The sequence below is a fragment of the Alkalihalobacterium elongatum genome, assembly GCF_019024285.1.
GTDB classification, from domain to species: domain Bacteria; phylum Bacillota; class Bacilli; order Bacillales; family Bacillaceae_F; genus Alkalihalobacterium; species Alkalihalobacterium elongatum.
The window spans coordinates 56,336-71,093 of the sequence record NZ_WMKZ01000012.1 but is presented as its reverse complement, the minus strand read 5'-3'; the positions used below and the strand labels follow the sequence as shown (position 1 = coordinate 71,093).

Below are 14,758 nucleotides of genomic sequence, written 5' to 3'. Positions count from 1 at the left end.
CGAACTTTTTTCTTTTTTTATTATGGTGCCAGGCACCTTCACTACGGTAATATGGTGAAGGTGCCTGGCACCATTTAATAATAAATAAAGAGGATACCAGTCAAATAACGGCCTCGCAGTCAGGTGAAATTACGGTATTAACTGGATTGCAAGTATCTATTCTCTTGAATAGCAGGGGATAAACCATAGGTCCTAAAAGGATTAGTCGCTTCTGGAATTTTGACGTTGCTCTGACTTTAGCAATCATTCGCTTGAATGTTTTTGTTTTTTTTTGTAGAATTTTGAGGAGTGATTTACATAATGATATAAAATGCTCGTCAAAACATTTGAAAAGGAGCTAACATAATGAGCAAAGTATTTGTGTTTGACCACCCGCTTATTCAGCATAAGCTAACTTACATTCGTGATAAATCTACTGGAACTAAAGAGTTCCGTGAACTTGTTGATGAAGTAGCTGCACTTATGGCATTTGAAATTACAAGAGAGCTTCCGCTACAAGAAGTAACAATAGACACGCCAGTTGGACCAGCTCAGTCTAAAACAATTGCAGGTAAAAAATTAGGCCTTGTACCAATTTTACGCGCAGGCTTAGGTATGGTAGACGGTATCCTACGTCTGATCCCAGCAGCGAAAGTAGGACATGTTGGTTTATATCGTGATCCCGAAACATTACAACCAGTTGAGTACTACGTAAAATTACCAGCAGATGTCGAAGAACGTGAATTCATCGTAATTGATCCGATGCTAGCAACAGGGGGATCAGCAGTTGAAGCGATCCGCAGCCTGAAAAAGCGCGGAGCTAAAACGATTAAATTAATGTGCTTAATCGCTGCTCCAGAAGGTGTGGAGATTGTAAAAGAAGCTCACCCTGATGTAGATATTTACCTTGCAGCGCTTGATGAAAAACTAAACGAAAAAGGTTATATCGTTCCAGGACTAGGAGACGCTGGAGACCGTCTATTTGGTACGAAATAGTTTCAACCCTCCAATGAGATCAATTTAAATCAATCGCTCAAGACAGCAAATGCTAGAGCGGTCAAAAACATAAGAGGCCCACAAAAAGTATCTGCCCACTCGTGATCACGAACCTAAAGATGACGCGAACGTTCGCGTTTATTTCTTCGAAGTTCGAGTTGCATGTACTTCAATTTGTGGCCTCTTTTTCTATTTTCTTACTCATGAAATTCCCCTAATTGTTACATACTAACTAAACAATTCTTGTCAAAGAAAGGGGAAGCTCCAATGAAACGACGGAGGCTACTTGCTTTAATCGTAATTGTACAGCTTGTCTTACTAGCACTTACAAGCAATACTGCAGGGGCGAGCCAATTTCCAGAGCGACCACCTTTGGACGATGCAATGGGTGAAGACACTCAAGTTGTCATGGTTGAGGTAAGTCAACATAAAATCGACCGTGTCATTGAAAAAGTTCAAAAAGCAATTCCTGAAAGTAAAGTAAGAAAGCGATTTAAACTCGTATATTCCGGGTTTTCACTAGAGCTAAAAGAAAAGGACGTACCGAAGCTAGAAAAAATGACAGATGTAAGTCGTGTTGACCACGTCATGACCTATCAAACAACCATTGATGATAGTGTTCCGTTTATTGGGACAGATAACATTCGAAACCAATTGGATCGATCAGGTGAAAAGCTGACAGGTCATGGTGTAAAAATAGCTGTCATTGATACGGGTATCGATTACAGTCATCCCGATTTAAAGGAAAACTTTAAAGGTGGATACGATGTTGTCGATAATGATAAAGACCCGATGGAAACGTTGCCGCGTCAAGGTGGTATCACCATTCATGGAACACATGTAGCGGGAATTATTGCGGCAAATGGAAAGATAAAAGGTGTGGCGCCTGAAGCTGAAATCTATGCATACAGAGCTTTAGGGCCTGGTGGACAAGGCACAACAGAGCAAGTGATTGAATCGATTGAAAGAGCAGTAGAAGATGGTGTAGATGTCATCAATCTTTCCCTGGGAAATGCCGTAAATGGACCTGACTGGCCAACGAGTGTAGCACTTGATCGTGCAGTAGAACTTGGGGTTGTTGCAGTGACGTCGAACGGGAATAGCGGGCCGAATATGTGGACAGTAGGCTCTCCAGGAACGTCAACGAAAGCGATATCGGTAGGGGCATCATCACCGCCATTAAGAACACCGTATATTACAATCTTTGGAGAAGATCGTGAAATATCAGTTAACTCGATGTCTGGGGCGCTCCCATGGAACTTGCGCCGTGATCATCCTGTCATTTTTGCGGGGCTAGGTAGAAAAGAAGAAATGGAAGATGTAGCAGGGAAAATAGTCCTCGTCCGTAGAGGGATCATTCCCTTTCATGAAAAAGCAAGAAATGCCATGGAAAGCGGAGCAAAAGGTTTAATTATTTTCAACAACACATCGGGTACATTTATGGGAGCGATTGATGGAGATCCGCTGCAATTTCCAGTTGCAACGATTTCAAAAGAAGACGGTGAGTGGATCAAGGAAAAAATTGAGGAAAAAGCAAAACGTCAGATAAGAACGGTCTTCCGTAAAGAAGAGGACCTTCTCGCACCATTTTCATCAAGAGGACCAGTCACACATACGTGGGAAGTCAAACCTGATGTTGTTGCACCAGGAGTTTCCATTGATAGTACAATCCCTAAAGGATACTTAGGGCTAAACGGTACGAGCATGTCGGCCCCTCATGTAGCAGGAGCAGCGGCATTAATTAAGCAAGCCCATCCTAAATGGACACCAGAGCAAATAAAGGCAGCCCTTATGAATACGGGAAAACAGCTTTTCGACCAAGAAGGAAAACCATACTTGCCCCATGAACAAGGAGCAGGTCGCATACAAGTCGATAAAGCGATTCGAACAGATACACTCGTTTCTCCTGGGGCAGTTACATTTGGGAAGTGGGCAGCTGATGATCGCCGTGAAGTAAAAAGTGTAAAGCTCAAAGTCGAAAACCATAGTAATAAGGAAAAAACGTATTATATATCACCCCCACTCGATGCTCCTGATGGAGTCCAGTGGAAAGTACCTTTTTCTTTTCAAGTGCCAGCAGGAGAAAGTAAGGAAGTAGAAGTAGTTATGGATATTTTTCCAGCAGTATTAAAAGAAGGAATTCATCATGGTGACATAATTGTAAAAGGTGGAAATGAAGACATACGAATTCCTTACTTGTTTTTTATAGAAGAACCGGATTATCCTCGTGTGATGGCCTTTAACTTTGAAAGAGGAGACTCTGTAACTTCCTATAGGTACGAAATGTACTTACCTGGTGGAGCAACAGAAGTTGGAATTGCACTCTACGATCCAGATACGTTTGAGTTTATATCGTATCTTGACGCTAAAAAAGATATAGGCAGAGGTTTGTTAGAAGTTGAATTAGAAGGAGTAGAACTCCCGAATGGTGTTTACAAGGCACTGGTTTTTGCAGAACAGGACGGCAAAGAGGACACTTTAGAAACAATGATATATATTGGTGAGGACTTTCATGCCTCTGATAAAAATAATCGTGATGAGTAGGAATTTCCTTACTCATCCCTTTTTTATTTATTATTATTTTAGTAAAGTTTAATAATAAAATTTATGTGCGTTGTTCACAAAAGGTATTTAATGGAATACATTATGAATAACATAGTAAAACTTTGGAAACATAATATTACAAAGGTGTGAAATTTGACAAAAGTGTGAACAGAAATAATTAGCATAATTCACCTGTGTTTTTATTGTCAAAACACGTTGACATCAGGTTTCCCCTATTGTACGATTACAAAGGATGTTATGAGAGGGTTTACATATTTATATCAAGGAAATTGAGAATATTGTTACATATTGAATTGAAATAAAAAGACAACACGTAAAACCTCATCATGAAACGAAAAATACGTGGTTTGTCCATGGGGGTCAGGGAATGGCAGACAAAAAGCCTCAAAAACCTTATCGTGCAATGGCCTTAATGACAGCAATCACATCGTATTTAGTAGGACCAGTTCTAGTAGGAGTATTAGCAGGAAGATGGTTAGATGGTTACTTTGACAAAAGTCCACTGTTTATGATCATCGGCTTATTCTTAGGCTTAGGATCTGGTATTTATGGTTTAATCCGACTGCTCGGGAGTTACTTAGGAGAAGATGATTCATGACTAGTTATGGTGAAAACATGAGACGATATGTCCAATACTCGTTTTACTTGTTGGCGTTACTCGTCTTAGGTTGGGGCTTTACTCCATACGAATCTTTTTTTCTAGGATTTATAGTGGGAGCAGTACTTAGCTTGCTCATCCTTTGGAGTTTGTACAGCAGAGTGAAACGTTTTGGACAAGCTGTAACAGAAGGAAGGAAAATGTATTCCTTAGGAATGCTAACAAGATTTGCATTAGCCATTATTGGAGTGATTATCGCAACTAGATATCCAGATGCGATCCAACTTTATGGTGTGGTAATAGGTTTAATGTCGACCTATATTATCATATTTTTAGATTTCATTATTCAAAAAATACGTTTTAAGCAAGAAGAGAGGTGAAAACATTTGGATTACAAAAGTTATCCTGTCGTAGAGAATATTTTTGGTATTTCAGGTCTTAACGCTAACCTGGCTAACATTATTATGATTACTGTATGTTCAGCTATCGTTCTTCTTATTGGAGTTCTTAGTGCAAGAGCAATTCAAATGAAACCTACGGGTATGCAAAATGTCTTCGAATGGTTAATCGATTTCGTAAAAGGAATTATCAATAATACGATGGATTGGAAGACTGGGGAACGCTTCTTAGGTTTAGGGTTAACGATTTTCCTTTACATCCTAGTAGCCAACTTATCTAAGCTTCCGTTTGTTATTACTACAGAACCAGGACACGTAGTTTGGTGGAAAGCACCGACAGATGATCCGCTAATCACATTAACTCTAGCGGCAACAATCATTGTGCTTACACACTTCTACGGAATTAAAATCAAAGGTTTTGGTGGGTATGGTAAAGATTATTTCAAACCTGTACCATTCTTATTCCCGTTAAAAGTAATTGAGGAATTTGCAAACACATTAACACTTGGAATGCGTCTATTCGGTAATATTTACGCTAAAGGAATTTTAATGGCGCTTCTTGTTTCATTAGGTGTAAGTGGATTTTTCGGGTTTTTCGCAGCAGCGTTACCGACAATCGCATGGCAAGCATTCAGTCTTTTCATTGGGGCAATTCAAGCTTTCATCTTCTTAATGCTAACAATGGTATACATGGCACATAAAGTTGCCGATGACCATTAATCAATTAGTTCATTCATTTTGCTCTGCAAATTTATTGTTTAGAGCTTAAATTAATAAAAATTTTATTTTATACATTTTAAGGAGGAATTATTCATGGGTAGTTTAGCAGCTGCAATCGCAGTAGGTTTAGCGGCACTTGGTGCGGCAATTGGTAACGCAATGATCGTAAAAAGTACAGTTGAGGGGATCGCTCGTCAACCAGAATTAAAAGGTACTTTACAAACAGTTATGTTCATCGGGGTTGCACTAGTAGAGGCATTACCGATCATCGCGGTCGTTATTGCATTCTTAGTAATGGGTAACTAATAGTCCTTTGAAGTTTATAAATGGCGGAGTCCGTTCTATGTAATAGAAGCTTCGCCATTCCTTTTGTATAACCATTGAAAGGAGTGAATTCTATGTTTGGTAGTATTAACTGGTTCGACGCAATCTATCAGTTAATCATGTTCTTCATCCTTATGGCGTTACTTCGTAAGTGGGCTTGGGGACCGATTATGAACATGATGAAACAACGTGAAGAACATATTGCAAATGAAATCGACACAGCTGAAAAGAACCGTAAAGAAGCTGTGAAATATTTAGAAGAGCAACGCGAGGCAATCAAGGAAGCTCGTCAAGAAGCACAAGAAATCGTTGAAAATGCGAAGAAACTTAGTGCAAAGCAAGGTGAAGAAATCGTTGCTACAGCTAAAGCTGAAGCAGAACGTATGAAAGATAGTGCATTAGCTGAAATTCAACGTGAAAAAGAACAAGCTGTTTCTGCTTTACGTGAACAAGTTACTTCATTATCAGTTCTAATTGCTACTAAAGTAATTGAAAAAGAATTAGATGAGAAACAACAAGATCAGTTGATTCAAGAATATCTTAAAGAGGTAGGCGAAGAGCTATGGGCAACAAAGCGGTAGCTAATCGTTATGCTGTTGCTCTTTTTCAATTAGCACAAGAAAAGGATATACTTAAGCAAATTGGTGATGAGCTTCAGCTAGTAAAAGCGGTTTTCGAACAAACGGAAAGTTTAAGTAATGTACTTGAACATCCAAAAGTGTTAGAAGAGCAAAAAGTGAAATTGATTAAGGATAGCTTTGCTGATGCAGTAAGCGCATATGTCCTGAACACAGTTTTAATTATGGTACAACAAAAAAAGGGAAACCTTGTTATTCCTTTTATTAATAAATACCAAGAGCTTGCATATGAAGCACAAGGTGTGGCAGTAGCTAAGGTTTATACGGTGAAGCCGTTGTCTGAAGAAGACAAACAACAAGTTGCGACTACTTTCGCTAAGAAAATTGGCGTAGAAACGCTTCACATTGAGAACATTATTGAACCTAACCTTATTGGTGGAATGAAAATTCGTATTGGTGACCGTATATTTGACGGAAGCATCAAGCGTCAGTTAGATCGATTACAGCGTACATTAGTCGCTGGAAACCGTTAGAAGAAGATAGGGGTGAACGATATGAGCATCAAAGCTGAAGAAATTAGCTCTCTTATAAAGCAGCAAATTGAAAACTTCCAATCTGATATCGAAGTATCTGATGTAGGTACAGTAATTCGTGTCGGTGATGGTATCGCCCTTGCTCATGGATTAGAAAACGTTATGGCCGGTGAGTTACTTGAGTTTTCAAACGGTGTTATGGGTATGGCCCAAAACCTTGAAGAAAACAGTGTAGGTATCGTTATCTTAGGTCCATTTACGGATATCCGTGAGGGTGATGAAGTTAAACGTACAGGTCGTATCATGGAGGTACCTGTAGGTGAGGCATTACTAGGTCGTGTAGTAAACCCACTAGGTCAACCTCTAGATGGTCAAGGACCAATTGAAACTAACAAAACTCGTCCGATTGAAAGTCCAGCACCTGGTGTAATGGATCGTAAATCAGTACACGAGCCATTACAAACGGGTATTAAGTCAATTGATGCTCTTGTACCAATTGGCCGTGGTCAACGTGAGTTAATTATCGGTGACCGTCAAACAGGTAAAACATCTGTTGCGATCGATACAATCTTAAACCAAGCTGACCAAAACATGATTTGTATCTACGTTGCAATTGGTCAAAAAGAATCAACAGTTGCAGGCGTTGTAGAAACACTTCGTCAAAAAGGTGCTCTAGACTACACTATCGTAGTTACTGCAAGTGCATCTGAACCAGCTCCATTACTATTCTTAGCACCTTATGCTGGGGTAACAATGGGTGAAGAGTTCATGTACAATGGTAAGCACGTACTAGTTGTGTATGATGACTTAACAAAACAAGCATCTGCATATCGTGAACTTTCATTATTACTTCGTCGTCCTCCAGGTCGTGAGGCATTCCCTGGGGATGTATTCTACCTTCACTCACGTTTATTAGAGCGTGCTGCGAAGTTAAGTGATGCTAAAGGTGGCGGTTCAATTACTGCTCTTCCTTTCATCGAAACTCAAGCAGGGGATGTATCAGCATACATTCCAACAAACGTTATCTCGATTACAGACGGACAAATCTTCTTACAATCTGACCTATTCCACTCTGGGGTACGTCCAGCGATCAACGCCGGTCTTTCAGTATCTCGTGTAGGTGGATCTGCACAGATTAAAGCTATGAAGCAGGTTTCAGGTACATTACGTCTTGACTTAGCGTCATACCGTGAGCTTGAAGCATTTGCACAGTTCGGTTCTGACTTAGATAAAGCAACACAAGCGAAGTTAAACCGTGGACAACGTACAGTTGAAGTATTAAAACAAGGTCTTCACGAGCCGTTAGCGGTTGAGAAGCAAGTAGCAATTCTTTATGCATTAACTAAAGGATTCCTTGATGATATCCCAGTTGAAGATATTCGTCGTTTCGAAGCTGAAATGTTTACTTTCTTAGACCATAACAAGAAAGATCTTTTAGATACGATTCGTACAACTGGTAAACTTCCAGAAGAAAGTGCATTTAACGCTGCGATTGAAGAGTTTAAAAAAGGCTTCAATACAAGCAGCAAGTAATCGTTGAATACGTGAACAACTTCTAGGAAAACCAGTTAGCGAAAAGGTGGTGAAATTAAGTGGCTTCACTTCGAGATATAAAAACGCGGATTAACTCGACAAAGAAAACGAGACAGATCACAAAAGCGATGGAAATGGTATCTGCTGCAAAGCTGAACCGTTCACAAGAAAAGGCAAGGTCTTTCCTTCCTTATACTGAAAAAATTCGCGATGTTGTAGCAAGTATTGCTTCAGGCAATTCGGATGTAAACCATCCAATGCTTCAGGAGCGTCCTGTTAAGAAAACAGGTTATATCGTTATTACGTCTGACCGTGGTTTAGCAGGTGCGTACAACTCTAGTATTATTCGTGGTGTATTAAATACAATCGCAGAACGACATAATTCTCCTGATGAGTATGGCATTATTGCTATTGGAAAAATTGGTCGTGATCTATTAAAGCGTCGTAATCTTCCTATCATTCAGGAAATTACTGGCCTAGGTGATCAACCAGAATTCAATGACATTAAAAACCTAGCTCGTACAACAGTAGAAATGTTCTCTGATGAAATTTTTGATGAGCTGTACATCTGGTATAACCATTTCGTCAGCCCAATTACACAAGATGTAACGGAACAAAAAGTTCTGCCACTAACGGACATCTCTTCAGGTAATGCAAAAACATCTTATGAGTATGAGCCTTCAGAAGAAGCCATTTTAGAGCATCTTCTTCCACAATATGCAGAGAGCTTGATTTACGGTGCACTCCTTGATGCGAAAGCAAGTGAGTTCGGTGCTCGTATGACAGCGATGAGTGCAGCGACAGATAATGCGTCAGCATTAATTGACAGCTTAACTCTAGTGTATAACCGTGCACGTCAGGCTGCGATTACTCAAGAAATTACAGAGATTGTCGGCGGTGCAGCAGCACTTGAATAGAATAAATTCAATGTAGCTTCTATTAATAAGAGGTCTTATTGATAGAAATACATTTTCAGGGTGAATACGTCATTAAGTTCTCACGAGTACATCTAAATGTGGGAGTGAGAACTTAATAGACATATATTTCCCTGTACAATCATGAGCGTTGCAAAAGCAAGTATTAGGAGGGAAACTGATGAATAAAGGTCGCATTACTCAAGTTATGGGTCCAGTTGTTGACGTAAAGTTCCCAAGTGGTCAACTTCCTGAAATCTATAATGCACTTAAAGTTGAACAAGTAGGTTCAACGAAAAATGCGGTTGATGTAACAGTAACACTTGAAGTTGCTTTACATCTTGGTGACGATACAGTTCGTACAGTTGCGATGGGATCTACGGACGGTCTCGTACGTGGCGTAGATGTACTTGACACTGGTGCTCCAATTTCAGTACCAGTTGGGGAAGCTACACTAGGACGTGTATTTAACGTATTAGGAGAAGCAATTGACCTTGATGAGGCTCTTGCTGAAGATGTACAAAAATCACCAATTCACCGTGAAGCACCTAAGTTTGAAGAGCTTTCTACACAAACAGAAATTCTTGAAACAGGTATTAAAGTAGTAGACTTACTAGCTCCTTACATCAAGGGTGGTAAGATCGGTCTATTTGGTGGTGCTGGTGTAGGTAAAACGGTATTAATCCAAGAATTAATCAATAACATCGCTCAAGAGCACGGCGGTATCTCGGTATTTGCTGGTGTTGGTGAGCGTACACGTGAAGGAAATGACCTTTACCACGAAATGACGGATTCTGGTGTTATTAAGAAAACGGCAATGGTATTCGGTCAGATGAATGAGCCACCTGGAGCACGTATGCGTGTTGCTCTTACAGGACTAACAATGGCAGAACACTTCCGTGATCAACAAGGTGCAGACGTACTTCTTTTCGTTGATAACATCTTCCGCTTTACTCAAGCAGGTTCAGAGGTATCAGCCCTATTAGGACGTATGCCTTCAGCGGTAGGTTACCAGCCTACTCTAGCAACTGAAATGGGTAAATTACAAGAGCGTATCACATCGACTAAAGTTGGTTCAGTAACATCGATCCAAGCGATCTATGTACCAGCCGATGACTATACGGATCCAGCTCCAGCAACGACTTTCGCTCACTTAGATGCTACAACTAACCTTGAGCGTAAGCTTTCTGAGATGGGTATCTACCCTGCGGTAGATCCACTTGCGTCAACTTCTCGTGCATTATCTCCTGAAATCGTTGGAGAAGAGCACTATGCAGTTGCTCGTCAAGTACAGCAAACTCTTCAAAAATATAAAGAGTTACAAGATATCATCGCAATCCTTGGTATGGACGAGCTTTCTGAAGAAGATAAGCTAGTTGTACACCGTGCGCGTCGTATCCAATTCTTCTTATCTCAAAACTTCCACGTAGCTGAGCAGTTTACTGGTCAAAAAGGTTCTTATGTACCAGTAAAAGAAACAGTACAAGGATTTAAAGAGATCTTAGAAGGTAAATACGATGATCTTCCAGAGGATGCATTCCGTCTAGTTGGACGTATTGAAGAAGTTGTTGAAAAAGCAAAGCAAATGGCATAATCTTCAACTGATTTGTAGCGGTGGGTGTTTGGCACTCACCACTACTTTTGACGAATACAAATAGATCAAACCCGTATTGCTATTGAGGAGGGTTTTACATGCAGACAATGAATGTCAGTGTCGTAACTCCTGATGGCACGGTTTATGAGGGCGAAGTAGAAATGGTTAGCGCTCGTGCACAAAGCGGAGAGCTAGGTATTCTTCCTCGACACATTCCTTTAGTTGCTCCACTAGACATAGGAGCTGTTCGTTTAAAGAACGGTTCTAGTGTTCAACTCGTTGCTGTATCTGGCGGCTTTATTGAAGTCCGTCCTGACAAAGTAACGATCTTAGCGGAAGCTGCTGAACTGCCATCAGATATCGATGTTGCTCGTGCTCGTGCTGCAAAGGAACGTGCAGAGCGCCGCATTAATGAAGCAAAACAAGATGAAATTGACTTTAAACGTGCACAGCTTGCATTACGCAGAGCTGTAAACCGTTTAGGAGTTACTGAAAAGTAATCATGAAAGCACAAAGGCCTTCGTCTTTGTGCTTTTTGTGTTCTAATGGTTCATCCTACTAGATGCGAATAAATATCGCCCCATCCTTCCAGAGGAATTCCCTCTTTTTTAATGTAACTTCATTCCACTTTTGTTCAGGATATAAAAATCGTGAAAATTGTAAATAACGATTTGGATATTTTTTTAACAATGAACGAAGAATGTCCTTACACTGTTCTACTTCATGTGGAAACTGAAAAAAGGTAGGCTCTTCTATTAATTTACATTTCTCAAAAGCCTGAAAAAAATGATTCTTCTCATCTATCGTAGCGATCCTTTTAAAGTATCCCCAGACGTGCTCGAGCGTTGTCAAAACAGCTCCTTTTTTGTATGGTAAATCAAGAAAGCTGTTCATTTGAACATATAATGCCTCAATTCTAGTAAAAGAATCAAGAGAACGAAAAGTGTAGGAAACTTCTTTATAATAATCATATCCTCTAGCCATAATCTCATACTTATTCATAGCCCATATTTTTTCGGCAACACGTCGGGCTACCTTCCAATGCTGTACTTTCTCCATGATAACCTCCAGATAAAGGTTTTTTCCTTTTTTTCTGTTTTCCAAGCTTTATTGTTAATTCGTTAGGGTAAGTTAACTTCTTACTAAGTATACTAAAAAATGGTTGAACAGCAGGTGGAAGAGGGTAGCTATAAGCAACAATCGTTTAGGAGGCTTCTAATTCAGAGAATGATGCTTTTTAGTATTAGATTTATCATGGTTCTTCACGCTTTAGAGGAGTTAATACTAATACTTTAATAGTAACGGAGCTATACTAAATAGCGTTTTATATTATTTTTATAGGGTTCGCTAATACAGCCGAAACATTACTAGAGCAATTCCAAAAAATACTTTAAAATAATTTTTTTGTTTCTTTATTATACAAGGAAATTAATTTAGAGTTGGCATGAAATTTTATTTAAGTCTTAGATGCTTCTAAAGCATATATACTAAGGCATTTACATAATGTGGTAGAGGAATTTTGCTATTTTAATTTATCAATAAATCATTTCCTTAGAAAGTTTTTTACGATTTTGTGACAGTCGACACCCCATATAGGATTTGCTATAATGGTTACGATTACATAAAGTGAAACTTCCAGCATTGGAAAAAAGAGAGCTTTTAAAGAAATTTTGTTGGGTGTTTTACAATTTAACGTGTTAACATCCGTTATCAACTAATAGATTCATTAAAGTAGCATGGTCACGGGAGTTGCACAAGAAATACGACTTTGGAATAAGGCATGGAGGGTGAGGTGAGGCAAGATGGATCCGCTTTATCACTTGTATCAAAACAACTATTTAGTTGTAGCCGTCTTTATTTTACTAGGAATAATATTACCTTTGGTTGCGCTTACAGCAGGACGCTTTTTAAGACCAAATAATCCAACCAAAGAAAAGCAGACGACGTATGAAAGTGGGGTTGAACCAACTGGAAGCAGCTGGGTTCAATTTAACGTTCGATACTATATGTTTGCGTTATTATTCGTTTTGTTTGATGTGGAAACTGTCTTTTTGTATCCTTGGGCGGTAGCGTACGATTATTTAGGAATTTTTGCTTTAATTGAAATGGTTATCTTTATGATTATGTTATTAATCGGATTAATTTATGCGTGGAAGAAGAAGGTGTTAACATGGATCTAAATTTGGATAGCATCACTAAGGCAGAGCGAGAAGAGCTAGAACGTAACGTCTTTTTTACCACATTAGAACAAGTGAAAGCTTGGGCTAGAAGTAACTCGTTGTGGCCGTTGACCTTCGGGTTAGCTTGTTGTGCCATCGAAATGATGGGAACGGGAGCGTCTCACTATGACCAAGACCGTTTTGGCGTTATTTTTAGAACGTCTCCGAGGCAGTCAGACTGTATGATTGTATCTGGAACGGTGACAAAGAAAATGGCACCAATCCTAAAGCGTTTGTATGATCAAATGCCTGAACCGAAATGGGTAATTGCAATGGGATCCTGTGCGACTGCAGGTGGACCATATGTAAAATCATATGCTGTCGTTAAAGGGGTTGACCAAATCGTACCAGTAGATGTGTATATCCCTGGTTGCCCGCCAAATCCGGCAGCATTAATTTATGGAATTAACAAGTTACAAGAGAAAATCCGCTATGAAGCTAAGACTGGGAAGCGGGTGATCAGTCGATGAGTGATGAAAAAGCAAAAGCCGCAGCTGCCGCAAAAGCGAAAGCTGCAGCAATGAAGAAATTGCGAGAAAAAGAACTTGAAAAAGCTAGACAATCGGAAGCGGTTTCAAGTGAAAATAAGGAAGTAACGGAAGAAAAAGCAAGTGCAGACGCTAAAGCAAAGGCCGCAGCAGCAGCGAAGGCGAAAGCAGCGGCAGCGGCAAAAGCGAAAGCAGCCGAAATGGCGAATCAGGAAGCAGGTAACGAAGGGGCCAGCGAGGAACCAGCGAGCGCAGATGCGAAAGCAAAGGCCGCAGCAGCGGCAAAAGCGAAAGCAGCGGCAGCGGCAAAAGCAAAAGCAGCCGCAATGGCGAAGCAAGGAGCAGGTAACGAAGGGGCTAGCGAGGAACCAGCGAGTGCAGATGCGAAAGCAAAGGCTGCAGCAGCAGCGAAGGCGAAAGCAGCGGCAGCGGCAAAAGCGAAAGCAGCCGCAATGGCGAAGCAAGGAGCAGGCGGCGAGGAGTCAGCAGGCGCAGATGCGAAAGCAAAGGCTGCAGCAGCAGCGAAGGCGAAAGCGGCGGCAGCAGCAAAAGCGAAAGCAGCCGCAATGGCGAAGCAAGGAGCAAGCGAAGAAGCAACAGGGGACGATGAGAAAGCGAAGGCCGCAGCGAAAGCGAAAGCAGTTGCAGCAGCAAAGGCCAAGGCCGCGGCGGCAGCAGCAGCTAAGAGAAAAGCAGCTGGTGGAGCTGGAGACGGTGATGATGAAAAAGCGAAAGCGAAGGCAGCCGCTATTGCCAAGGCAAAAGCCGCAGCAGCAGCGAAGGCCAAGGCAGCTGGTGGCGAAGCCCCTACTGCTGATGCCGAGCAGGAGCAACCATCACCGAATCAACAGTACCTTGATAAGTATTTAAAGGTGATTAAAGAAAATTTAGGCGAAGATGTGCTAGAAGATGCCTATATTAATAGACTAGGCAAAGACATTCCTACTTTAGTAGCGAAGAAGGAAACGTACTTTAAGCTTGCTCAGTTTTTAAAGCATAATGAGCAGCTTGCGTTTGATTACTTATCTGAGCATCATGGTTCAGATTTTGAAACACATATGGAAATTTATAATCACATGTATTCTTTTAAAACGAAGGAAAACATCGCATTAAAGGTTAAAATTGACCGTGATGAACCTACGATTGAATCGATTACTCCTGTATGGGATGGAGCAAATTGGCCTGAAAGAGAATCATATGATTTACTAGGGATCGTTTTTACAGGTCATCCGAACCTAACGCGAATTATGCTTCCTGATGATTGGGTAGGGCATCCCCTCAGGAAAGATTACGAGCAGCACGACGAGGAGGTGTAACGA

General features: G+C 40.6%; 16 protein-coding genes. 15 read left to right on the top strand and 1 reads right to left on the bottom strand.

All coding sequences use genetic code 11. From position 1 onward, the window contains the following. Window positions 1–345: 345 nt before the first annotated feature. The 12 genes from upp (at window position 346) to GKP30_RS13295 (ending at window position 11,232) form a co-directional block, all read left to right on the top strand. The gene (gene upp, locus GKP30_RS13350) at window positions 346–975 is read left to right on the top strand and encodes a uracil phosphoribosyltransferase (protein WP_216829953.1); all 630 of its coding nucleotides are present in this window, start codon (window positions 346–348) and stop codon (window positions 973–975) included. 267 nt (window positions 976–1,242) lie between these two features. Beyond that, window positions 1,243–3,519, top strand: a complete 2,277-nt coding sequence (locus tag GKP30_RS23775; RefSeq protein ID WP_328703157.1) for a S8 family serine peptidase — start codon at window positions 1,243–1,245, stop codon at window positions 3,517–3,519. A gap of 388 nt (window positions 3,520–3,907) precedes the next feature. Continuing rightward, entirely contained in the window at window positions 3,908–4,138 is a 231-nt protein-coding gene (locus GKP30_RS13340; RefSeq protein ID WP_216829952.1) for an AtpZ/AtpI family protein, read from the top strand. Further along, window positions 4,135–4,518 carry an ATP synthase subunit I gene (locus tag GKP30_RS13335; RefSeq protein ID WP_216829951.1) on the top strand — a complete coding sequence of 128 codons (384 nt, stop codon included), beginning with the start codon at window positions 4,135–4,137 and terminating at the stop codon, window positions 4,516–4,518. Before GKP30_RS13340 ends, GKP30_RS13335 begins: the two co-directional genes overlap by 4 nt. A gap of 39 nt (window positions 4,519–4,557) precedes the next feature. Continuing rightward, the gene (atpB, locus tag GKP30_RS13330) at window positions 4,558–5,256 is read left to right on the top strand and encodes a F0F1 ATP synthase subunit A (RefSeq protein WP_407928616.1); all 699 of its coding nucleotides are present in this window, start codon (window positions 4,558–4,560) and stop codon (window positions 5,254–5,256) included. 93 nt (window positions 5,257–5,349) lie between these two features. Further along, entirely contained in the window at window positions 5,350–5,562 is a 213-nt protein-coding gene (gene atpE, locus GKP30_RS13325) for a F0F1 ATP synthase subunit C (RefSeq protein ID WP_075385277.1), read from the top strand. A gap of 92 nt (window positions 5,563–5,654) precedes the next feature. Then, window positions 5,655–6,161: a F0F1 ATP synthase subunit B gene (atpF, locus tag GKP30_RS13320; protein ID WP_216829949.1), complete on the top strand. Its 507-nt coding sequence runs from the start codon at window positions 5,655–5,657 to the stop codon at window positions 6,159–6,161. Continuing rightward, the gene (locus GKP30_RS13315) at window positions 6,143–6,691 is read left to right on the top strand and encodes a F0F1 ATP synthase subunit delta (protein WP_216829948.1); all 549 of its coding nucleotides are present in this window, start codon (window positions 6,143–6,145) and stop codon (window positions 6,689–6,691) included. The genes atpF and GKP30_RS13315 overlap by 19 nt, the downstream gene beginning before the upstream one ends. A 21-nt stretch (window positions 6,692–6,712) precedes the next feature. Next, window positions 6,713–8,224 (top strand): F0F1 ATP synthase subunit alpha, encoded by a 1,512-nt coding sequence (atpA, locus tag GKP30_RS13310; protein WP_216829947.1) that lies wholly within the window; start codon window positions 6,713–6,715, stop codon window positions 8,222–8,224. A 59-nt stretch (window positions 8,225–8,283) separates the two neighbouring features. Beyond that, window positions 8,284–9,141 carry a F0F1 ATP synthase subunit gamma gene (locus GKP30_RS13305; protein ID WP_216829946.1) on the top strand — a complete coding sequence of 286 codons (858 nt, stop codon included), beginning with the start codon at window positions 8,284–8,286 and terminating at the stop codon, window positions 9,139–9,141. Between the two features lie 178 nt (window positions 9,142–9,319). After that, entirely contained in the window at window positions 9,320–10,732 is a 1,413-nt protein-coding gene (atpD, locus tag GKP30_RS13300; protein ID WP_216829945.1) for a F0F1 ATP synthase subunit beta, read from the top strand. A 98-nt stretch (window positions 10,733–10,830) separates the two neighbouring features. Then, window positions 10,831–11,232 carry a F0F1 ATP synthase subunit epsilon gene (locus GKP30_RS13295; RefSeq protein ID WP_216829944.1) on the top strand — a complete coding sequence of 134 codons (402 nt, stop codon included), beginning with the start codon at window positions 10,831–10,833 and terminating at the stop codon, window positions 11,230–11,232. A 58-nt stretch (window positions 11,233–11,290) separates the two neighbouring features. On the opposite strand, the gene GKP30_RS13290 is transcribed toward GKP30_RS13295, so the two are convergent. After that, window positions 11,291–11,791: a DUF1722 domain-containing protein gene (locus GKP30_RS13290; protein ID WP_216829943.1), complete on the bottom strand. Its 501-nt coding sequence runs from the start codon at window positions 11,789–11,791 to the stop codon at window positions 11,291–11,293. A gap of 743 nt (window positions 11,792–12,534) precedes the next feature. Between GKP30_RS13290 and GKP30_RS13285 the strand changes: the two genes are divergently transcribed. From GKP30_RS13285 to GKP30_RS13275, 3 genes are read left to right on the top strand one after another with little or no spacing between them, the layout of a single operon-like run. Beyond that, window positions 12,535–12,912, top strand: a complete 378-nt coding sequence (locus GKP30_RS13285; RefSeq protein ID WP_216829942.1) for an NADH-quinone oxidoreductase subunit A — start codon at window positions 12,535–12,537, stop codon at window positions 12,910–12,912. After that, window positions 12,903–13,421: a NuoB/complex I 20 kDa subunit family protein gene (locus GKP30_RS13280; RefSeq protein ID WP_216829941.1), complete on the top strand. Its 519-nt coding sequence runs from the start codon at window positions 12,903–12,905 to the stop codon at window positions 13,419–13,421. Before GKP30_RS13285 ends, GKP30_RS13280 begins: the two co-directional genes overlap by 10 nt. Then, complete coding sequence (locus GKP30_RS13275; RefSeq protein ID WP_216829940.1) at window positions 13,418–14,755, top strand: NADH-quinone oxidoreductase subunit C; 1,338 nt, start codon at window positions 13,418–13,420, stop codon at window positions 14,753–14,755. Before GKP30_RS13280 ends, GKP30_RS13275 begins: the two co-directional genes overlap by 4 nt. The last annotated feature ends 3 nt before the right edge of the window (window positions 14,756–14,758 follow it).